We start from the raw sequence: 20369 nt of genomic DNA on the forward strand, positions 1-20369 counted from the left end.
CACCCAAGGAGAGTCTCCGATGCAGCCCGCACCCGCACGCTACCACCTCCGCCTCAAGGAGCTCCCGCCCGACTCGCAGCCCCGCGAGCGTCTGCGCGACTCTGGCCCCGCCGCCCTCTCCGACGCCGAGCTGCTCGCTATCCTCCTGCGTGTCGGCGTGGCCGGCACCAACGTGCTCCAGCTGGCCCAGCAGCTGCTCGTCGAGCACGGCGGCTGGACGGGGCTCCAGCGCGCCGACTATGCCGAGCTGTGCCGCCGGCACGGCGTGGGCGAGGCGAAGACCGCCACGCTCAAGGCCGCCCTGGAGATCGGCCGGCGGCTCCTGATCACCGGCGTCGACGAGCGCCCGCAGATAAAATCCCCCGCTGATGTGGCCGCGCTGCTGATGGTCGAGATGGGCCACCTCGACCAGGAGCACCTGCGCACCGTGCTCCTCGACACCAAGAACCGCGTCCAGCAGATCGCCACGATCTACGTCGGCTCGGTGAACACCGCCGTCATCCGGGTCGGCGAGGTCTTCCGCGACGCGGTGCGCAAGAACAGCACGGCCATGATCGTGGTGCATAACCACCCGTCGGGCGACCCGACGCCCTCGCCAGAGGATATCCTGGTCACCCGCCAGATCGTCGAGGCCGGCAAGCTGCTCGACATCGATATCCTCGACCACCTTGTGATCGGGCGCGGGCGCTACGTGAGCATGCGCGAGCGCGGGCTGATCGCGGGGTGGTAGGCGGGGTCCGCGCCACGCGCATCCGCCTCTGGTCGCTTGACGCCCCCGCGGAGGGTTGCTATACTTGCCCTCGAATGGCGATGACGGGGACGAGTAGCTGCGCGCACCCTCCATCAGCGAGCCCGGGGCGGTGTGAGCCGGGCGGCAGAGCGCACAGCGAAGATCACCCCCGAGCCGGCAGGCGAACTGAATGTTGAATGTTGAATGTTGAATGCCGGAAGGCTCACAATTCAACATTCACAATTCACAGTTCAACATTTCATAGTAGCTGTGCCCGGCCTTGTCCCCCGTTACCGGGACAGAGCGTTGATCGACGCTCGCAGAGTGTAATGCTGAGCGCTGAGCGCTGAGTGCTGAATTCCGAAATTCAACATTCAACATTCAACATTCAACATTAAACCGGGGTGGTACCGCGGGGCATTTTTCGCCTCGTCCCCTGTCCGTGTGGCCGCTGTGGCCACGGGCAGAGGGGCGGGGTTTTTTGTGGTATTTGGCGAAGGAAAGGGACAGCGTATGTTTAAGCCCGTCGAGACGAACGTGTCGTTCCCCCAGCTTGAGGAGCGGGTCCTCGCCTGGTGGGGCGATAACCAGATCGTCGAGAAGTCGCTGGCCTCGGGCAGCAAGCCCTTCGTGTTCTACGAGGGGCCGCCCACGGCCAACGGCCGGCCCGGCCTGCACCACGTGATCAGCCGGATCTTTAAGGACGTCGTCTGCCGCTACAAGGCCATGCAGGGCTATAAGATCATCGGCCGCCGCGAGGGCTGGGACACCCACGGCCTGCCGGTTGAGATCGAGGTCGAGAAGAAGCTCGGCTTCAGCGGCAAGCCCGACATCGAGCGCTACGGCATCGCTGAGTTCAACGCCCGCTGCCGCGAGAGCGTCTGGGAGTATATCCAGGAGTGGCAGACCTTCACCAAGCGCATCGCCTACTGGGTCAGCGACGACGGCTACTACACCTACGACAACAACTATATCGAGTCGCTCTGGTGGATATTCGGCCAGCTCTGGGAGCGCGAGCTGCTCTTCCGCGACTATAAGGTCACGATGCACTGCCCGCGCTGCGGCACCAGCCTGAGCGACCACGAGGTGAGCCAGGGCGCCCGCGATGATGTGGACGACCCGAGCGTCTATATCAAGTTTCGGGTCAGCGGCGAGCTGGCACCTGGGGCCGGCAATCATGGGCTGCCGCAGCGCGCCGCTTCCCTCCAGGGCGCCTACCTGGTGGCCTGGACGACCACGCCCTGGACGCTGCCGGCCAACGTGGCCCTGGCGGTCAAGCACGACGCGGTGTATGTGGATGTCGAAGTAGGGCCGAAGCATCCGCTGCACAGCAAGTACCACCAGCATATGTCCGATGCGGATGCTTCGGCCCTACAGCCGGACCGGCTGGTTATGGCCGAGTCGCTGGTGCCCGCGGTGCTCGGCGAGGGCTACACGGTGCTGCGCAGCTTCAAGGGCAACGATCTGGTCGGCCTGCGCTACGAGAACCTGTTCGCCGGCGTGCCCGGCCCCGGCGATGAGGTTGACCTGGCCACGGCCTACCGGTTGGTGGCCGATGAGATCGTGACCATGGACGACGGCACCGGGATCGTCCACATCGCCCCGGCCTATGGCGACCTGGACGTGGGCCGCAAGCACGGGCTGCCGACGCTCTTCTCGGTGGACCTGAGCGGCATGGTCATGCCCGAGTTCGGCGAGCTGGGCTTCGCCGGGAAGTTCTTCAAGGAGGCCGACCCGGACATCACCCGCAATCTGAGGGAGCGCGGGCTGCTGCTGAAGAGCGGGCGGGTGCGCCACTACTACCCGTTCTGCTGGCGCTGTAGCACGCCGCTGCTCTTCTACGCCAAGCGCTCCTGGTACATCAAGACGACGGCCTTCAAGGCCGACCTGGTGGCCAACAACCAGCAGATCCACTGGGTGCCGGAGCACATCCGCGACGGGCGCTTCGGCAACTGGCTGGAGAACAACATCGACTGGGCGATCAGCCGCGAGCGCTACTGGGGCACGCCCCTGCCGATCTGGACGAGCGCCGACGGCAGCCACGCCGTGTGCGTCGGCTCGCTGGCCGAGCTTGAGGCGAAGGTCGGCCGCTCGCTGCGGGACCTCGACCTGCACCGGCCCTATGTGGACGAGCTGACCTGGGAGGACCCGCAGCACGGCACGATGCGGCGCATCCCCGATGTGGCCGACTGCTGGTTCGACAGCGGCTCGATGCCGGTGGCCCAGTGGCACTACCCCTTCGAGAACCAGGAGCTGTTCGAGTCGGCCCACCCGGCCGACTATATCTGCGAGGCGGTGGACCAGACCCGCGGCTGGTTCTACACCCTGCACGCCGTGAGCACGCTGCTCTTCGACCGGCCGGCCTTCCAGAATGTGATCTGCCTCGGCCACATCCTGGACGAGCACGGCCAGAAGATGAGCAAGAGCAAGGGCAATATCATCACGCCCCAGGAGGTGATCAGCCAGTATGGCGTGGACGCGCTGCGCTGGTATATGTTCGCCGCGGCGCCGCCCGGAAACCCGCGCCGCTTCAGCGGGGCGCTGGTGAACGAGAGCCTGCGCAAGTTCATGCTCACGCTTTGGAACACCTACGCGTTCTTCGTCACCTACGCCAGCCTGGACGGGTGGGAGCCAGGGGACAGGGGACAGGGGACAGGGGACAGCGACATGACGCCCATCGACCGGTGGGCGCTGGCGAGGCTGAACGGGCTGGTGCGCGATGTGACGGCGAGCCTGGAGGCCTACGAGGTCTTCCCGGCGGCGCGGGCGATCGAGAGCTTCGTTGACGAGCTCTCGAACTGGTACGTGCGGCGCAACCGGCGGCGCTTCTGGAAGAGCGAGGCCGACGCCGATAAGCGGGCGGCCTACCGCACGCTCTACACCTGCCTGCTCACCGTGTCCAAGCTGGCCGCGCCCTTCGCGCCCTTCCTGGCCGAGGAGCTGTACGGCAACCTGATGGGATTGCAGATTGCAGATTTCAGATTGCAGAGCGCCGATGGCGAGAACCAATCTGCAATCAACAATCTGCAATCTGCAATCCCAGAGAGCGTTCACCTGGCGGCCTGGCCGCTGGTGGACGCGGCCCTGCTCGACGACCGGCTGGTGGCGGACACCGAGGCCCTGCTGGCGGCGGTGTCGCTGGGGCGGGCGGCGCGCAAGACGGCCGGCCTGAAGGTGCGCCAGCCGCTGAGCGAGCTCTGGGTGCGGGCCGCCAACCCCGCCGACGCCGAGGGGCTGCGCCGCTTCGAGGCCGACCTGCGCGATGAGCTGAACGTCAAGGCGGTGCGCTACCTTGAGGCCGGCTCGGAGATCGTCGAGTACCGCTTCAAGCCCAACCTGCGCCTGGTGGGCAAGAAGTACGGCAAGCAGGTGCCGGCGCTCGCCGCCGCCCTGAAGGCTCTGGCGGGCGCCGAGGCCCGCGCCGTGGCCCTCGCCGTGGAGGCGGGACAGACGGTGGCCCTGGCGGTGGGCGACCAGAGCCTGGAGCTGCTGGCCGAGGAGCTGCTGGTGGAGAGCAGCGCGCCCGAGGGCTACGCCGTGGCCGACGGCGGCGGCGTGCTGGTGGCCCTCAACACCGCGCTGACCGAGGAGCTGCGCCTGGAGGGCGCCGCCCGCGACCTGGTGCGCGGCGTGCAGGACGCGCGCAAGCAGGCCGGGCTGGAGATCTCCGACCGGATCGCCCTGAGCCTGGCGGCGTCGGACGCGGCGACCGCCGAGCTGCTGGCGCAGACCCTGGCCGCCTGGGGCGACTACCTGCGCGACGAGACCCTGGCCGACGCCCTGACGGCCGGGGCCGCGCCGGCGGGCGCGCACACGGAGGCCGTCGAGCTTGGCGACGGCGAGGTGGTGATCGGCGTGGCGAAGGCGTGACGACTTGTAGGGCCGAAGCATTCGCCCTTATTTCATCAGGTTTTACCGGATGAGACAGGGGCGAATGCTTCGGCCCTACCGGGTATGTATATGGATACGTTGGAGACCTACGTGGCCGGCCATGCGCAGGTGTCGCCTATCGGCGACGGCATGCGCATGGCCATATTCGACGCGTCGGCGCGGGCCTACGCCGACGCGCAGATCCACGACTACCGCCGGCGCGGCCGGCGCCTGCCGCACCGCCCGCCGCTGACGCTGCGGCTGCGGGCGCGCTTCTCACACCCGGCGGCCGGGCTCAGGGGCACGGCTGGCTTCGGCCTGTGGAACTACCCGTGGGCGCGGCTCCCGGCGCCGCCGCGGGCGCTCTGGTTCTTCTACGCCTCGCCGCCCTCGGACATGCCCCTGGCGCTGGGCGTGCCGGGGCGGGGCTGGAAGGCGGCGGCGCTGGACACCGGGAGGGTCCAGGCCCTGGCCCTGCTGCCCCTGGCTCCCCTCGCCGTGCCGCTGATGCGCAGCTACGCCGGCTACCGCCTCCTCTGGCCGCCCATTCAGCGCGCCGTGGGCGCGGCCGAGGCACCGCTGGCGAGCCGCATGGACGAGTGGCACCGCTACGCGATCATCTGGGGCGAGCGCCGCAGCGCCCTGCGGGTCGATGGGGAGACGGTGCTGGATGCGCCCTCGCCGCGCGGGCCGATGTGCTTCGTGGCCTGGGTGGACAACCAGTACTTGGTCGTCACCCCGCAGGGCCGGCTGGGCTGGGGGCTGCTGGACGTGCCGGGGGAGCAGTGGCTTGAGGTAGCCGATCTGCGCATAGAACGCTGAGGGATGGTACACTCTCGCAGTATGAGCGAGATGACCACATTTGGCCTGTGGCTGAAGCGCGCCCGCCGCGCCCGCGACCTGACCCAGGAGATGCTGGCCGAGCAGGTCGGCTGCGCGACGCCCACGCTCCAGAAGATTGAGCAGGGCGCGCGGCGGCCTTCCCGCGAGCTGGCCGAGCTGCTGCTGGACGCCCTGGGCGCGCCGCTGGCGGACCGTGACGCCATCCTGCGCGCCGCCAGGGCTCCGGTGGGTGTGGAGACGGCGGTGCCAGCCGAGCCGGCCCCGCCCGCGCCCCCGCGCGCCCGCATCCCCGCGCCCGCATCCCCGCTGGTCGGCCGCGACGCCGAGCGCGCCGACCTGCGCCGCATCCTGGCCGACCCGTCCTGCCGCCTGCTCACCATCGTCGGGCCGGGCGGCATCGGCAAGACCCGCATGGCCCTGCAGGCCGTCGCCGACCTGCTCGACCCGCTGGCCCCGGCGGCGGGGCTGGCCGACGGCGCGGCGTGGGTGAGCCTGGCCCCGCTCACCTCGACCGACCAGGCGCCGGCCGCCATCGCCGCCGCCCTCGACATCCCGCTGTACGGGGCGCTCGCGCCGGATGCGCAGCTGGTGGCGGCCATGCGCGAGCGCCAGATGCTGCTGGCCCTCGATAACCTTGAGCACCTGCCCGATATCGCTGTCCTGCTGGCCTCCATTCTGGGCGAGGCCCCCGGCGTGCGGCTGCTGACCACCTCGCGCGAGCGGCTGCGCCTGCGCGACGAGCAGGTGTACGAGCTGGGCGGCCTCGCCTTCCCCGCCGAGGGCGGCGCGCCCGCCGCAGGGCGGCACACGGCCGTGCAGCTCTTCCTGGAGCGCGCCCGCCGGCTCGACCAGGGCTTCGCCCTTGGCGTCGACAACGCCGCCGACATCGCGCGGATCTGCCGGGCGCTCGCCGGCGTGCCCCTGGCGATCGAGCTGGCCGCCGCCTGGGTGCGGGCGCTCTCCTGCGCTGAGATCGCCGACTCGCTCGCCCGCGACCTGGACTTCCTGAGCCTGAGCGACCGCGACATGGCCCCGCGCCACCGCAGCCTGCGCGCGGTCTTCGCCCACTCCTGGCACGCCCTCGGCCCGCCCGAGCGCGCCGCCCTGGCCCGGCTGAGCGTCTTCCGCGGCGGCTGCCGCGCCGCCGCCGCCGCCCAGGTCGCCGAGGCATCGCCCCGCACCCTGGCCGCCCTGGTGGACGCATCCCTGGTGCGGCGCAGCCAGGACGCCGGCGGCGCATCGCGCTACGACCTGCACGAGCTGCTGCGCCAGTACGCCGCCGAGCGTCTGGGCGAGCAGGACCCACAGGGCGAGACGGAGCGCGCCCACCGGGCCTACTACGCCGAGCTGCTCCAGGCCCAGGTGCAGGATCTCCAGAGCGGCGGGCAGATCGCGGCGCGGGCGGCGATCGACCCCGACCGCAACAATGTGCGGGCGGCCTGGGAGCGCGCCGTGGCGGCGCGCGACCTGCCGGTGCTGCGCCAGATGGCCCGTGGAATCGCCACCGTCTGCGAGGACAATGGCTGGTTCCAGGAGGGCGCGCGCCTCTTCGGGCAGGCCGCCGATGCGCTGGATTCCGCCGGCTTAGCGCCCGAGCTGCTCGCCTCCTCGACCCTGAGCACGCGCGCACCGGCGCCCGCCCGCCCCAAGGGCGAGATGATCGCCGGCGGCGACGCCGCCGCTAAGGTGTCCGCGCTGGTGGATAAGCTCCTGGAGAACCAGGTTATTTAGTAATGTTGAATGCTGAATATTGAATGTTGAATGCCTGAGGCGACACGCCGTAGGCCATTCAACATTCAGCATTCAACATTCAACATTCCTCCGCAGGAGGACATATGTCAGGCGTACTTGTCTATGTCGAGCAGGTGGGCGGCGACGTGGCCGCGATTACGCGGGAGCTGCTGGGTAAGGGGCGCGCGCTGGCCGACGCTCTGGGCGGCCCGCTGGCGGCACTGGTGGTGGGCGCAGAGGTGGGCGGGCTGGCCGAGCGGGCGATCGCCTTCGGCGCCGACACCGTCTATGTGGTGAGCGACCCGGCGCTGGCCAGCTATACCACCGACGGCTATGTGGCCGCCGCGAAGGCTGTGGCCGAGCAGGCCCAGCCGGCGCTCATCCTGGCCGGGGCCAGCTTCCAGATGCGCGACTTCGGCGCGGCCCTCGCCGCCGACCTTGGTGCCGGCCTAGCCGCCGACGCCATCGATATCAGCGCCGAGGGCGGCCAGATCAGCGCCGTGCGGCCCTCGCACGGCGGCAATGTGATCAACACCTACAGCTTCGCCGCCGGGCGCGCCGCCGTCGTGCTGGCCCGCAAGCAGAGCTTCCCCGAGGCCCCGGAGCAGGCCGGCCGCAGCGGCAGCGTCGAGGCGGTGGCCCTGCCCACAACCGCCATCCGCACCACGGTGACGGGCGTGGCCCCCAAGAGCGGAGCCGTCAACCTGACCGACGCGGCGATCATCGTCAGCGGCGGGCGCGGCCTGGGCAACAAGGATAACTACTACAAGCTCATCCCGCCCCTCGCCGAGTCCCTCGGCGCGGCCTACGGCGCCTCGCGCGCCGTGGTGGACGACGGCTGGGTGCCCTACGAGCACCAGGTCGGCCAGACGGGCAAGACGGTCAGCCCCAAGCTGTACGTGGCCTGCGGCATCAGCGGGGCCATCCAGCACCTCGCCGGCATGCGTACCTCACGCTCGATCGTGGCGATCAACAAGGACCCCGAGGCGCCGATCTTCCGCGTGGCCACCTACGGCCTCGTCGGCGATGTGAATGAGGTGCTGCCCCTGCTCACCGAGCAGCTCAAGGGTCGCCTCAGCCGGTAATAATTGCAGATTGTAGATTGTAGATTGCAAATTACAGTTGGCTTGCAATCTGCAATCTGCAATCTACAATCTGCAATCGCCGTAGGCGGCTTCAAGCAGCGGCGCGATCGCCCGCCAGTCATAGCGGGCGACCATATGGGCGCGGCCCGCCGCGCCGAGCCGCTTGCCGAGCGCCGGGTCGCCCAGCAGGCGCAGGGCGGCCGAGGCGAAGGCAGCCGGGCTATCTCCCAGCAGCAGATGCTCGCCGTCGCGCAGGCCGGCCACCCCCTCCGCGCCCATCGGCGTGCTTACCACCGGCGCGGCCAGCGCGAGCGCCTCCAGCAGCTTCAGGCGCGAGCCGCCGCCGATCCGCATCGGCACCACGTAGGCCGCCGCCCCGGCCACGTAGGGCCGCACATCCTCGACCTCGCCCACGACGACGATTGACGCATTATTATGTAAACTCTTCACCGCCGGCCCCGCCGCCCGGCCCACCACCACAAAGCGGGCGTCAGGCCGAGCGGCGAGAATCAGCGGCATCACCTCGCCGGCAAACCAGCGCACCGCGTCAATGTTCGGCCGGTAATCCAGCGTCGCCGTAAACAGCAGGTCGGCCGGCCCGCCGAGGGGCGCGGCGCCGGGGGCGAAGCGCTCAGTGTCCACACCGTTCGGCACCACCCGCAGGTCTGCCCGGGGTGACAGGCGGGCCAGCGCCGCCCGATCCTCCTCAGACACGACGAGCACACGGTCGAACGCATGCAGTGCGCGGGCCTCGTAGGCGGCCAGCTTGCGCCACTGGGCCAGCGAGTAGACGCCGGCCAGCAGGGCGCGCGGCTGCCCGCCGACGCCCCGGCGCAGGTCGCTCAGGGCGGCCCGGCGCTGCAGCAGATACTCGGCGTTAAACTGGTCGAGGGCGATCAGCGGCACGCCGAAGCCGCGCGCCATCAGGCCATAGCCGGCCATCTCCAGGCTGGCCGCGTGGACAACATCGTAGCGGTCGGCCGCGAGCATACGGCTGAGCGCCTCGCTATAGGCCGGCGCGACATTGCGCAGGGCCAGGTCGGGCAGCGGGCTGGAAAAGGTCGTCCAGGCCCGGCGGGCCAGCGAGCGCGGCGGCGGCCCGATCACCGTGGCTAGCCGGCAGAGCTTGCGCAGAGGAGCCATCGCCGCCACCGCCGCCGTGTCGGGCGCAAAGCTGAGACAGGTCACCTCGTGGCGCCCGGCCAGCCCCGCCAGCAGGTTGGATATCCGCAGCGCGCCGCCGCCCCTGGCGGGGAAGGGCGGGTACGGCGAGAGAATAAGAATGTTCATACACACGTAGGGGCGCAGCAGGGATGCGGGCCAGGCGCGCTACAGGGCGCCTGGCCCGCATCCCTGCTGCGCCCCAACATCACGCCCACCCGTCGCCGGAGCCGGGCGCGGGGCGCGGGTGTCCCGGCGGGTGCAGCAGGTAGACCGCGCCGCCCGAGCTGCGCTGCCAGCAGTCGTACAGCTGGTCGGCCCGGTAGCGGCGCAGGATCTGGCCCATGTCGCGGCTGGCCGGCTCGGCCACAAGGACGTGGCCCTCCTCGAATCCGACGATCAGGTTTAGATGGCCGGCGGTGGCACCGGGCGCGCCGTCAAGCTCGCCGGGCTGCCAGGCCAGGCTACAGACCACCGGCACGCCGGCCTCCGTCCAGCGCGCCACCTGCCCCAGACTGTGCATGCGGGTCACATAGGCGGTCAGGCCAAGGCTAGCCGCGTAGGCGGTGTTGAAGATCCAGTTGCCGGTGCCCTCCCACTCCGGGTCGAAGACCATCGGGGCGACGAGGTCGGGGACGCAGGACGCGTCGCCGAACGGGGCCAGCCGATCATCCCCGGTGCGCTCGCGCCAGTAGGCCAGGGCCATCGCCAGAGATGTCGGGCTGCACCAGCCCTCGCCGCCGGGGAAGCTGAGGTACTGGGAGTAGTAGCTAGGGATTAGGAGTTGGGAGTTGGGGGTTGGCACGTCGTTCTCCCAACCCCCAACCCCCAACTCCCAACCCCCAGTAAGACACAGCGCCAAGCTCTCTAGCTCGGGCATATCGGCGCCGGGGGCGGCGCAGAGCAGCACGCGGGCCTGGATGGCGTCGGCGGGCGCGGCGGGCAGCAGGGTGTCAGTGGCCACCCGGCCATCGTCGTCACGCTGGCTGGGGAAGCTGGTGCGGCGGCTGCCGGCGGGCGCGGAGTCCCAGGCGGCGAGGCGGTAGAACCGGCTCCAGCGGCCGGCGGAGCGGGCGCGCAGCTGGATCTCGACCCAGCTGCCGGGGGGCGTGTCGGCGCCCCAGGAGGGGATCGCCTCGGCGGCCCCGCCAGCCGCGAGCTCGGGGCCGAGCAGCGCCACCCGCGCCTGCGGGTCATCATCGGGCCGAGGGGCCTCGCGCGGCCAGCCAGCGATCGCCTCGGCGTCGTAGCGGACAAATGCGTGGGGGAAGGGGGTCATCCTGATCGGGGGAGGGGTCTGGGGAGGCCTTGCCTCCCCAGAAACCCCTTCTTTATTAGAAGATAGACAGGTAGCGGTCAACCTCCCAGGCCGACACATAGGAGCGGTAGCCCTCCCACTCCAGCTGCTTGGCGTCCACAAAGCGCTCGTAGACATTCGCGCCGAGGGCGGCCTGGATCACCTCGTCCTCACGCAGGGCGTCGAGGGCGGCGCCGAGTGAGCTGGGCAGCATAGCCATGCCGCGGGCGCGCGGGTCGATGTGGAAGAGATCCTCCTCGGCGGCCTCGCGCAGCGTCAGCTTGCGCCTGACCCCATCGAGCCCGGCGGCCAGCATCACCGCGTAGGCCAGGTAGGGGTTGCAGGATGGGTCGGGGCAGCGCAGCTCAATGCGGGTACTCTGGTGCCGCCCGGCGGTGATCCGGGGCACGCGCACCAGGGCCGAGCGGTTTGTGCGGCCCCAGGAGATATAGATCGGCGCCTCGAAGCCGGGCACTAGACGCTTGTAGGAGTTCACCAGGGGCGCCAGGATCACACACATGCCGCGGGCGTGGGCCAGCAGCCCGGCGATGAACTGGCGGGCCACCTTCGAGAGCCCGTAGGCATCATCCGGGTCGAAGAAGATATTCTGCCCCGTCACCAGGTCGGTCAGGCTCTGGTGGACGTGCATGCCGTTCCCGTTCACCGAGGCCATCGGCTTCGGCATAAAGGTGGCGTAGAGCCCATTAATCTGGGCGATCGCCTTGAGCGCCACCCGCGTTGTCACCGTGTTATCGGCGGCGCGGACGGCCTCCGTCACCCGCAGGTCGATCTCATGCTGCCCGGCGGCCACCTCGTGGTGGGCGGCCTCGGTGACGATGCCCATGCCGCGCAGGGCGCGCACCATCTGGCGACGGATCAGCGTGGCCTGGTCGGTAGAGACATCGAAGTAGCCGGCGTTGTCGTGGGGAAGCGGGGTGTTATTGCCGTGCTCGTCGCGCCGGAAGAGGAAAAACTCCAGCTCGGGGGCCACGTTAAAGCCATAGCCGAGATCGGCCGCCTGACGCGTCACCGTCGCCAGGACGTGGCGCGGGTCGCCGGCGAAGGGCTTGCCGTCGGGGGTAAAGATATTGCAGATCAGCCGGGCGGTCGCCAGGCCCTCGTGCTGGTCCCAGGGGATCAGCGTGTACGAGGCGAGGTCCGGCACGAGATACATGTCGCTCTCGACCATGCGCGCGAATCCCTCGATCGAGGAGCCGTCGAACCAGACCCCGTGGTCGAGGGCGTCGGGGAGCTCCTCAACCGGGATGGTGACCGTCTTGACCATCCCGAGGATATCGGTGAACTGAAGGTTCACAAAGGCGACGCCCTGCTCCTCGGCGCGGGCGATCAGGCTCTGGCGCGGGTCTTCGCTCATGGTGCGGGGCCTTTCTGGCTACTGCATGCCTGGCCATTTTACCATGACCCCTGACGTTGTACGGGCGATAGGGCCGAAGCATGCGCCCCTGATGCATCACCGGCCAGCCATGACCCAGGGGCGCATGCTTCGGCCCTACGGGACGCCGCCGGCGCAGGGTACGGCATGGGCGCATGCTTCGGCCCTATCGCTTCGGCTTCGCCACCGAGACCTTCACCTTCTTGCCACGCATCGAGGCCCCGTTCAGGACGTGGAGCACCTTCTGAGACTGCTCGTTAGGCACCTCGACGAAGGAGAATCGGTCGTAGATATCGATGCTGCCGATGCTCTTGCCGGGGAGGCCGACCTCGTTCGCGATCGCGCCGACGATATCGGCGGGGCGGATCTGGTCGAGGCGGCCGACATCGAGAAAGAGCCGCACCATGCCCGGCTCGGCGCCAACGGCGTCGCCCTCGACGCTGGAGATCGTGTCATCCTGGTCGACCTCGTTCAGCAGCAGCTTAAACGCGGCGGCGGCCAAGTCTACGGCATCGTGCTCCTCAGACATCTCCTCGACCATGAGCAGGTAGGGGTCGAGGTCGCCCTGCTCAAGCACCCCGCGCAGCGCATCGCGGAAGGCCTCGCGGCGGCGGGCGGCCACATCGGCCAGCGAGGGCAGCTTCTGGCGCTGGATGCGCGTGCGGCCGGCCCGCTCGATGATCTGGAGCATGCGCCGCTCGCGCGGGGTGATCAGCGTGATCGCCATGCCGGTGCGGCCGGCCCGCCCGGTGCGCCCGATCCGGTGGACGTAGGCCTCCGGGTCGTTCGGCACATCGTAGTTGAACACGTGGGTCACATCGGGGATATCCAGGCCGCGGGCGGCCACATCGGTGGCCACCAGCAGCTCGGCCGAGCCCTCGCGGAAGCGCTTCATCACCCGGTCGCGCTGGGCCTGGCTGAGGTCGCCGTGGAGCACCTCGGAGAGGTAGCCGCGGCCCTGGAGGCTCTCGCCGAGATGGTCGGCCTCGGCGCGGGTGCGGGTGAAGATCATCGCCGAGGTGGGCGTCTCCACATCGAGGATGCGGCAGAGCGCGTCGAGCTTCTCGCGCGGCATCACCTCATAGTAGGCCTGGCGGGTCAGCGGGATGGCGTGCTGCTCGGAGACGATGCTAATCCGCTTGGGGGTCTTCGTGTAGCGATGCGCCAGGCCGAGCACCGCCTCCGGCATGGTGGCCGAGAACAGGGCCGTCTGGCGCTCTTGGGGGGTCTGCTGGAGGATGAACTCAATATCCTCCGCAAAGCCCATGTCGAGCATCTCATCGGCCTCATCCAGCACCACAGTGCTGATCTGGTCGAGGGCGAGGGTGCCGCGACGCATATGGTCCATGATCCGGCCGGGCGTGCCGACGACGATCTGCACCCCCTGCTCCAGGGCGCGCAGCTGGCGGTAGATCGGCTGGCCGCCGTAGACCGGGGCCACGCTGATCCGGCGGCCCTTGCCGTACTTATAGATCGCCTCGGCCACCTGCATGGCCAGCTCGCGGGTGGGCGCCAGGATGAGCGCCTGGGGCACGCGCTCATCGCGCAGGCGCTCCACAATCGGCAGGGCGAAGGCGGCCGTCTTGCCTGTGCCCGTCTGGGCCTGGGCGATCACATCGCTGGCCGAGAGCATCACCGGGATGGCCTGCTCCTGGATGGGGGTCGGCTCATCATAGCCGAGCTCGGCGAGCACCTTGAGGATGGACTCGCTGAGCCCGAGTTCGGCAAATGTTGCCATAGAAGCTGTCTCTTTTCTGTATGATCGGCGGCTCGCGCCGGGTTTCCGATAGCGTAAACTACTCTAACGAAGCATTATACCACCTGTGCCTGACACGCCCGCCTGGGGCGGGTATAATAGCAGGGAGTCTGCCGTCAGGAAAAAGTGCCACGGGATGCCGTTTAGATCCATTACCTGTAAATTCAGGCACCTGCACAGCGGCCTTCGGCCACAGATCGTGTGAGCACATCTGCAGTGACCCCACGTGCGGTCATTATGCTATGGTATGCTATGTGCGAGGGTCGCCCCGCGATCTGCCGTCGAGACGCCATGAGTGCCCTGCCGACACGACTCACTCCCACCTATAAGACAGGGCTATCGATGACATCGCAAGCACGGATCCTTGTCGCCGACGACGACCCGGCACTGTGCCTCTTGCTACGGGAGACGCTCCAGGATGCCGGGTACGACGTGCTCATCGCCGGCAACGGCGATGAGCTCGTCCGCATGGCACAGGACCACCCGCCGGATCTGATCCTCGTCGACCTCATGATGCCGCTGATGGATGGGTTTGAGGCCATCCGCCAGATGCGCAATGATACGCGCACGGCCCACCTGCCGATGATTATCCTCACCGCGCGCAGCACCTCATCCGATGTCGTCACCGGCTTCGACAACGGCGCGGACGACTATATCATCAAGCCCTACGATATTGACGTGCTCCTGGCCCGCATCCGCAGCCACCTGCGCCGCGCGGCCCAGCTCCCGGTGCGCAACCCGCTCACCGGCATGCCCGGCAATGTGCTGCTCCAGGCTGAGCTTGAGCGCCAGCTGAGCCAGAGCCACCAGTTCTCGCTGCTCTGGATCGACCTTGATAACTTTAAGGCGTTTAACGACGCCTACGGCTTCGCCCGCGGGGATCGGGCCATCCACATGCTGGCCCATGTGATCACCGACACCGCCAAGCGCGAGGATTTTGTCGGCCATATTGGCGGCGATGACTTCGCGATCGTTCACTTCGGCAATGCGCCCGAGGAGCTCTGCAAAGAGCTGATCGCCACCTTCGACAAGCAGGTGCGCGGCCTCTACGACCAGGCGGACCTTGATCGCGGCTACCTGCGGGGCATTGACCGCCACGGCGTCGCCCGGCAGTTCGGGCTGCTCAGCCTCTCGATCGCCGTGGTGAGCACCAGCGCCCGCGACTTCACCAGCGTCGATCATATGAGCCAGGTCGCGGCGGAGCTGAAGCAGGCGGCCAAGCATATCTCCGGCAGCAGCTTCGTGATCGATCGCCGCCAGAGCATCCCGCCCGAGCCCAGCTCCAACCATGATCGCCGAGGCCAGCACCGCCCCGAGGCCCTGCTGATCGAGCCGGACGAGTCGCTGCGCGCCACCATCGCCACCACCCTGCGGCTCCAGGGCTACCGCCCCATGGTCGCGACAACCGTCGTCGCCGCTCAGGGGCTCCTCGCGCGCCACCCATCCCCAAGCCTGATCATCACCACGGCGAGCGACCCGGCCGTGTGGAATCTCTGGCGCACGCTGGCGACGCCCACCCCCCTGATCGCGATTGTCCGCGATGAGGCCGCCGTCGCGGCGGCCCACGCCCGCGGCGCCACCGCCGCTCTGATCGCCGGCGAGAATCTGGGCGATCTGACCGACCAGCTGCTGCTCCACGTGCCCCGCGCCGCCACCACCGAGACGGTCGAGCGCCAGCAGCAGAACGAGCTGATCCGCGAGCTTCAGATGCGGGCCACCCGCTTTGAGCGCGAGGCGAATGAGGACAGCCTGACCGGCCTCTTCAACCGGCGCTATATCGATAGCTGCGTCAGCGACCTCTCGACGCTGGCGGCGCAGCGCGGGCAGCCCCTCTGCGCGATCATGGCCGATATTGATAACTTTAAGCAGATCAATGACCGCTTCACCCACATGCTCGGCAACGATGTCCTGAGCACGGTCGCCGGGCTGATGCGCCAGGCCATCCGCAGCGACGATATCGCGGCCCGCTATGGCGGCGAGGAGTTCCTCATCCTCCTGCCCAACACTCCCCTCGCGGTCGCCATCACTGTCGCCGAGGAGATTCGCACCCTTGTTGCCGGCTACGCGTGGCACACGCTCGACCCCAGGCTCACGGTCACGGTGAGCCTCGGCGTCGCCGAGCAGCGGGGCGACGCCCCCCAGCAGATGATCGCCACCGCAGACCAGATGCTCTACGCCGCCAAGCGCGCGGGGAAGAACTGCGTCAAGAGCTGACCCGACACCACGCGCCGTACCCAGGGCTCAGGCGGCACCGCCTGAGCCCTGCCCCACAAGCCCGGTCATCTGCTCGCTCACCTCCCAGAGCCGGCGCTGCACGGCGACATTGGTCGACTCGGCCGAGCTGCGTGTGGGGCGGCTCTTGGCAAAGTACTGCCCGCTCACGCCCGCGACACCCGGCGACGAGGCGAGGTAGATCGAGGTCTGCGCACCCTGCTCGGGGCTGATGAAGAAGGGTCGCATCAGGCCAAAGCCGATGCCGAGCAGGCCGCCGCTGCCGCTGGCGAAGTTGGTGGCCACCGCCCCCGGGTGGAGGCTGTTCGAGCTGACGCCGCCCCCCGCGAGGCGTCGGGCCAGCTCGTTGCTGAAGAGCACATTGGCCAGCTTCGAGTCGCTGTAGGCCCGGAAGCCGCGGTAGCCCCGCTTCGAGTCCAGGTCGTCGAAGCGGATGTGCCCGGCCATGTGCGCCCCCGACGAGACCGTCACCACGCGCGCGGGCGCGGCCGCGCGCAGCGCGCCCAGCAGCAGGTTCGTCAGCAAAAACGGCGCCAGATGGTTGACCGCGAAGGTCATCTCATGGCCCTCCTGGCTGAGCAGCCGCTCGCCCAGGTAGAGCCCGGCATTATTCACCAGGACGTGCAGCCGGTCGTGGCGCGTGAGAAACTCCTCGGCGCCGCGGCGGACCGAGCTGAGCGAGGCGAAGTCGGCGAGGATGAGCTCGACCTGCTGATTCCCGCTCTCGGCGATGATCGCGTCGCGGGCCGCCTCACCCTTGCTGCGCGAGCGGCAGATCATCACCACGGTCGCCCCCTTCCGCGCCAGCTCCAGGGCCGTCACCCTGCCGATCCCTGAATTCGCCCCGGTCACAACGACTGTCTTGCCGATCACCGCGCTCGTCCTTTCTGAAGAATCATGAAGCCCGCGCATCGTACCACACCGTAGGCGACGCCCGCGCGACACATGGGACGCCGTGCAGGGCTTCTGCAACGTCACTCCCGGTGAGGGTGCGGGGGCGGCTTCGCCGCCCAAACCCAATAAAAAAACGAGGCTCCGCGCCCGCTCGCGCAATATGCGCTATGATGCGCGATGCCTGCGCGCAGATATCGCGCATATAGAGATGGGCAGGGCTAGACAGACATGATGCACTTCGAGATCTGGCAGTGGGCGATGGCCGCCGCGGGGGCCTTCCTGATCGGGCTGTCGAAGACGGGGATCGGCGGGATCGGCCTGTTCGCGGTGGTGATCTTCGCCAGCCTGATGCCGCCCCGCGAGTCGGTCGGGGTCGTGCTGATCATCCTGCTGGCGGGCGACCTGGTGGCCATCAGCGTCTACCGCCGCGACGCAGACTGGGGGCACCTGCTGCGGCTCTTCCCGTGGGCGGGGCTAGGGGTGATCATCGGGGCGGTGGCCACCGGCATGCTGCCCGATGCGCTCATGCGCGTGCTGCTCGGGGCGATCGTGGTGGCCCTGACGATCGCGCAGGCTATCCGCAGCTGGCGGGCGCCCGCCGCCGATGCGCTGCCGCGCTGGCTGGGGCCGGTGGCCGGCCTGTTCGCCGGCATCACCACGATGATCGCTAACGCCGGCGGCCCGCCCATGGCGATCTACCTGCTGGCCGCGCGCCTGCCCAAGATCACCTTCATCGGCACGACGGCGTGGTTCTTCCTGGCGATCAACCTCTTCAAGGTGCCGTTCAGCTATAGCCTGGGCATGATCACGGCGGGCTCGCTCTGGCTCAGCCTGCGGCTGGCCCCCTTCGCCATCCTCGGCGCGCTCTTGGGGCGTCGGCTGGTCAGCGGCATGAACCAGCGCGTCTTCGAGGGCATCGTGCTGGCGCTCACGCTCGTGGCTGGGCTTCGCCTGCTGCTGGGGTGAGGAGCCGATCGTCAGGCAACCCACAGCCCGATCCCGGTGAGCCAATGGTTCCCGCGAGGCTCGTCCCAGAGCTGGCCGTCGCGCCCATTCAGCCAGAGCCGGGGCATCCAGCGGTCGGGCTGGAGGGTCGCCCGCGCGTGGCCGAGCGCGGCGAGCGCATCCCCGTGCTCGGCCAGATCGGACAGGAAGGTGGGCACAAAGTGGTCGGTCACACTCGTCTGGGCCAGGCCGGCCATGGCCAGCACCGCCCCAATGCCGCGCCGCGACAGGCGGCTGCCAACGCTGCTCAGCCCGTTGTCGTACCCGTCCCCCAGGCCACCCGACATACAGCTCACCAGCACCACGGCGACGGGCAGGTGCGGCAGGCCGCCGAGCACCTCAATCAGATCTGCCGCGCACACCATCTGCCGCGCGCCCGCATCATCTTGCATGATCAGCATCGTCTCGCCATCGGCGCGCACGCCGTGGGCGATCAGCACCAGGATGCTGGGCCGTGGATGTAGCAGCCCCAGACCCGCCCGTCGGCGCTGATCGCCCCGTCATCCTCGTCGTCGGGCGCGTCGCCACGGCGGGTGATGGTTGCCAGGGGGCGTGCCCCCGCCACGGCGGTGCGCCCGGAGTGGATCTCGTAGCCGCGCAGCGGCGCGCTCATCGCCCAGGCCGTGGCGCTGCGGGCCTCGACCTGGACGGTGCGCTTCTCGGGGGTGAAGGTCGTCTCGATCGGCAGCAGGCCGAGCCCCGGCGCATCGCCGCCCGCGCCCTCGACGCCCAGCGGGTCGCTGATCCGGGTGCCGAGGATCTGGTAGCCGCCGCAGATGCCGACGACGGCGCCGGGGAAGGCCGCCAGTGCCGCGTCGAAGCCGCGCTCGGCCAGCCAGCGCCGCGCCGCCAGGGTGTGCTTGGTGCCGGGGAGGATCGCCGCCGCCGCGCCGGCGAGCTCCTCGGGCCGGTCGATGTAGCGCACGCGCACCCCCGGCTCGCGGGCCAGCGGGTCGACATCGTCGAAGTTGGCGATCGCCGGGAGCCGCAGCACGGCGATGGTCAGGCCCGCGCCGGCGGGCGCCGGGCCGCGCTCCAGGGCCACGGCGTCCTCCTCGGCCAGGCCCAGGTCGTCGAGCCAGGGCACCACGCCGAGCACCGGCAGGCCGCCGCGCTGCTCAAGGATGGCGATCCCATCGGTGAAGAGGGCCGGGTCGCCCCGGAAGCGGTTGACGATCAGGCCGGCGACCAGGGCACGCTCCTCGGGCTCCAGCAGCATCAGGGTGCCGAGCAGCTGGGCGAAGATCCCGCCGGTGTCGATGTCGCCCACCAGCAGGGTGCGGGCCTGGGCGTAGGTGGCCACCCGCGCGTTGACGATGTCGCGCGGCTTGAGGTTCAGCTCCACCGGGCTGCCGGCGCCCTCGGCGATCACCAGATCATACTGGCCGCGCAGGGCGTCGAGGTTGCGCGTCACCACCTCCCAGAGCAGGTCCTTGCGCTGCCAGTAGTCGAGGGCCTCAAGCGAGCGCCATGGCCGGCCCTCGACGATGATCTGGCTGCGCATCGCGCCCTCGGGCTTGATCAGGATGGGGTTCATCTGCACGGTGGGGGCGATGCGCGCGGCCTCGGCCTGCACGGCGGTGCTGCGGCCGATCTCGCCGCCCTCGGCGGTGACGGCGGCGTTGTTGCTCATGTTCTGGGCCTTGAAGGGGGCCACGCGCAGCCCGCGCCGCGCGGCGATGCGGCAGAGCGCGGCCACCAGGGTGCTCTTGCCCACCGATGAGGCGGTGCCGAGGACCATGAGGACGGGGGCGGTCATAGGATCTCCTTCCAGGCGTCAAGCAGCCTGACATTCTCCTCGGGGCGGCGCGGGGCGACCCGCACCCAGGCCGGCAGCCCGAACGAGGCGCAGTCGCGCACGGCGCAGCCCCGGCGCAGCAGGGCCGCCCGCGTGGCGGCGCCGTCGCCGGCGCGCACGAGCATGAAGGGCAGCCCGGCGCGGTGGACGCGCAGCCCCAGGGCGATCAGCCCGGCCTGGAGCGCGTCGCTGCCGGCCCAGATCTGGGGCAGCGTCCGCGCCAGAAAGCCCCCGTCGGCCAGGGCGGCCAGGCCGGCGGCCTGGGCCGCGCTGCTCACGCTCCACGTCGGCTGGTAGGCGGCGACGCGCGCGATCAGCTCGGCGTCGGCCAGCAGGTAGCCCAGGCGCAGCCCGGCGATCGCGTAGCTCTTGGTGAGCGAGTGGAGGCGCAGCAGGCCCACCGGCTGGCGACTGAAGTCGCGCCGGAGCGGCGCTGCGCGCCGGGCGTCGGCCTGCGCTGACGCCGAATCCGCCCGCACAGGCGGGCGGTCAGCCGCAGGCTCCCGCGCCACGACTTCAACGCTTGGTGTGAGATCTCGTACACGGTTTTGCGTTAGGACGCGGTCGACGCTAA

General features: G+C 69.5%; 14 protein-coding genes and 1 pseudogene. 7 read left to right on the plus strand and 8 right to left on the minus strand.

The genetic code is table 11. The features are described from left to right. The first annotated feature begins 19 nt into the window (after positions 1-19). The 5 genes from radC to K2Z83_RS14715 all read left to right on the plus strand — a co-directional run bounded on the left by radC (position 20) and on the right by K2Z83_RS14715 (position 8259). Positions 20-730, plus strand: coding sequence for a DNA repair protein RadC (radC, locus tag K2Z83_RS14695; protein ID WP_220595939.1), 711 nt, complete (start codon positions 20-22; stop codon positions 728-730). A gap of 513 nt (positions 731-1243) precedes the next feature. Continuing rightward, complete coding sequence (gene ileS / locus K2Z83_RS14700; protein ID WP_220595940.1) at positions 1244-4600, plus strand: isoleucine--tRNA ligase; 3357 nt, start codon at positions 1244-1246, stop codon at positions 4598-4600. A gap of 90 nt (positions 4601-4690) precedes the next feature. Beyond that, positions 4691-5422: a hypothetical protein gene (locus tag K2Z83_RS14705; RefSeq protein WP_220595941.1), complete on the plus strand. Its 732-nt coding sequence runs from the start codon at positions 4691-4693 to the stop codon at positions 5420-5422. Between the two features lie 30 nt (positions 5423-5452). After that, the gene (locus K2Z83_RS14710) at positions 5453-7174 is read left to right on the plus strand and encodes a helix-turn-helix domain-containing protein (RefSeq protein ID WP_220595942.1); all 1722 of its coding nucleotides are present in this window, start codon (positions 5453-5455) and stop codon (positions 7172-7174) included. Positions 7175-7278: 104 nt separating this feature from the next. Further along, entirely contained in the window at positions 7279-8259 is a 981-nt protein-coding gene (locus K2Z83_RS14715) for an electron transfer flavoprotein subunit alpha/FixB family protein (RefSeq protein ID WP_220595943.1), read from the plus strand. Between the two features lie 63 nt (positions 8260-8322). Here the strand turns inward: K2Z83_RS14715 and K2Z83_RS14720 are convergent, their stop codons facing one another. From K2Z83_RS14720 to K2Z83_RS14735, 4 genes are all read right to left on the minus strand, one after another. Next, the gene (locus tag K2Z83_RS14720; protein ID WP_220595944.1) at positions 8323-9549 is read right to left on the minus strand and encodes a glycosyltransferase family 4 protein; all 1227 of its coding nucleotides are present in this window, start codon (positions 9547-9549) and stop codon (positions 8323-8325) included. 79 nt (positions 9550-9628) lie between these two features. Beyond that, positions 9629-10699, minus strand: coding sequence for a C39 family peptidase (locus K2Z83_RS14725; protein ID WP_220595945.1), 1071 nt, complete (start codon positions 10697-10699; stop codon positions 9629-9631). 55 nt (positions 10700-10754) lie between these two features. Then, complete coding sequence (gene glnA / locus K2Z83_RS14730; protein ID WP_220595946.1) at positions 10755-12092, minus strand: type I glutamate--ammonia ligase; 1338 nt, start codon at positions 12090-12092, stop codon at positions 10755-10757. A gap of 184 nt (positions 12093-12276) precedes the next feature. Continuing rightward, positions 12277-13848, minus strand: a complete 1572-nt coding sequence (locus tag K2Z83_RS14735) for a DEAD/DEAH box helicase (RefSeq protein WP_220595947.1) — start codon at positions 13846-13848, stop codon at positions 12277-12279. Between the two features lie 360 nt (positions 13849-14208). Between K2Z83_RS14735 and K2Z83_RS14740 the strand changes: the two genes are divergently transcribed. Beyond that, a complete protein-coding gene (locus tag K2Z83_RS14740; protein WP_220595948.1) occupies positions 14209-16080 on the plus strand; it encodes a diguanylate cyclase in 1872 nt (623 codons plus the stop codon). 27 nt (positions 16081-16107) lie between these two features. Here the strand turns inward: K2Z83_RS14740 and K2Z83_RS14745 are convergent, their stop codons facing one another. Next, a complete protein-coding gene (locus K2Z83_RS14745; RefSeq protein ID WP_370650182.1) occupies positions 16108-16971 on the minus strand; it encodes an SDR family oxidoreductase in 864 nt (287 codons plus the stop codon). A gap of 249 nt (positions 16972-17220) precedes the next feature. On the opposite strand from K2Z83_RS14745, the gene K2Z83_RS14750 reads away from it, so the two are divergent. Next, on the plus strand, positions 17221-17958 hold the full coding sequence (locus tag K2Z83_RS14750; protein ID WP_220595950.1) for a sulfite exporter TauE/SafE family protein: 738 nt from the start codon (positions 17221-17223) through the stop codon (positions 17956-17958). An 11-nt stretch (positions 17959-17969) separates the two neighbouring features. Here K2Z83_RS14750 and K2Z83_RS14755 read toward each other — a convergent pair whose 3' ends face one another. The 3 genes and pseudogenes from K2Z83_RS14755 to K2Z83_RS14765 all read right to left on the minus strand — a co-directional run. Beyond that, positions 17970-18437: a CHAT domain-containing protein gene (locus K2Z83_RS14755; protein ID WP_220595951.1), complete on the minus strand. Its 468-nt coding sequence runs from the start codon at positions 18435-18437 to the stop codon at positions 17970-17972. Positions 18438-18448: 11 nt separating this feature from the next. Further along, positions 18449-19756: pseudogene (locus tag K2Z83_RS14760) on the minus strand (cobyric acid synthase); the annotation flags it as partial. Beyond that, positions 19753-20369, minus strand: a 617-nt coding sequence (locus K2Z83_RS14765; protein WP_220595953.1) for an aminotransferase class I/II-fold pyridoxal phosphate-dependent enzyme, incomplete at its 5' end; no start/stop codon positions are given. The gene K2Z83_RS14765 and the pseudogene K2Z83_RS14760, both read right to left, overlap by 4 nt.

Origin of the sequence: Oscillochloris sp. ZM17-4 (genome assembly GCF_019599295.1) — a bacterium.
Taxonomy (GTDB): Bacteria; Chloroflexota; Chloroflexia; order Chloroflexales; family Chloroflexaceae; genus Oscillochloris.

What these genes read in the sequence shown, in the direction of transcription:
- radC (WP_220595939.1), top strand. Translation starts at nt 20, where the DNA reads ATGCAGCCCGCACCCGCACGCTACCACCTCCGCCTCAAGGAGCTCCCG.
- ileS (WP_220595940.1), top strand. Translation starts at nt 1,244, where the DNA reads ATGTTTAAGCCCGTCGAGACGAACGTGTCGTTCCCCCAGCTTGAGGAG.
- K2Z83_RS14705 (WP_220595941.1), top strand. Translation starts at nt 4,691, where the DNA reads ATGGATACGTTGGAGACCTACGTGGCCGGCCATGCGCAGGTGTCGCCT.
- K2Z83_RS14710 (WP_220595942.1), top strand. Translation starts at nt 5,453, where the DNA reads ATGACCACATTTGGCCTGTGGCTGAAGCGCGCCCGCCGCGCCCGCGAC.
- K2Z83_RS14715 (WP_220595943.1), top strand. Translation starts at nt 7,279, where the DNA reads ATGTCAGGCGTACTTGTCTATGTCGAGCAGGTGGGCGGCGACGTGGCC.
- K2Z83_RS14720 (WP_220595944.1), bottom strand. Translation starts at nt 9,549, where the DNA reads ATGAACATTCTTATTCTCTCGCCGTACCCGCCCTTCCCCGCCAGGGGC.
- K2Z83_RS14725 (WP_220595945.1), bottom strand. Translation starts at nt 10,699, where the DNA reads ATGACCCCCTTCCCCCACGCATTTGTCCGCTACGACGCCGAGGCGATC.
- glnA (WP_220595946.1), bottom strand. Translation starts at nt 12,092, where the DNA reads ATGAGCGAAGACCCGCGCCAGAGCCTGATCGCCCGCGCCGAGGAGCAG.
- K2Z83_RS14735 (WP_220595947.1), bottom strand. Translation starts at nt 13,848, where the DNA reads ATGGCAACATTTGCCGAACTCGGGCTCAGCGAGTCCATCCTCAAGGTG.
- K2Z83_RS14740 (WP_220595948.1), top strand. Translation starts at nt 14,209, where the DNA reads ATGACATCGCAAGCACGGATCCTTGTCGCCGACGACGACCCGGCACTG.
- K2Z83_RS14750 (WP_220595950.1), top strand. Translation starts at nt 17,221, where the DNA reads ATGATGCACTTCGAGATCTGGCAGTGGGCGATGGCCGCCGCGGGGGCC.